Here is a 241-nt window from a genome sequence, read left to right on the forward strand (position 1 = left end):
TTACATGGAGCTGGTCAAGGACAACCAGAAAGGAGAAGAAAAAACATTTTAAAACTGATTGAAACGTTTAGTGGAATCGGTGCGCAAGCCCAAGCGATGAAAAACATCCATGCTGATTTCCAAACAGTTGCAACAGCGGATTGGGAGATCGGTGCCATTTATGCCTATGACATTATTCATAATGGCAAACAGGATCTAAGCCCTTATCGTCATCACACTAAGGAAAGTCTGATCAAACAGC

At 41.9% G+C, this 241-nt stretch carries 1 pseudogene; it reads left to right on the top strand.

Annotation, left to right across the window (positions count from 1 at the left end):
- Positions 1 to 241 (top strand): annotated as a pseudogene (locus LI126_RS15060) (hypothetical protein); the annotation flags it as partial.

The sequence above is a fragment of the Mediterraneibacter sp. 210702-DFI.5.30 genome (genome assembly GCF_020560115.1).
Lineage (GTDB): Bacteria > Bacillota > Clostridia > Lachnospirales > Lachnospiraceae > Mediterraneibacter > Mediterraneibacter faecis.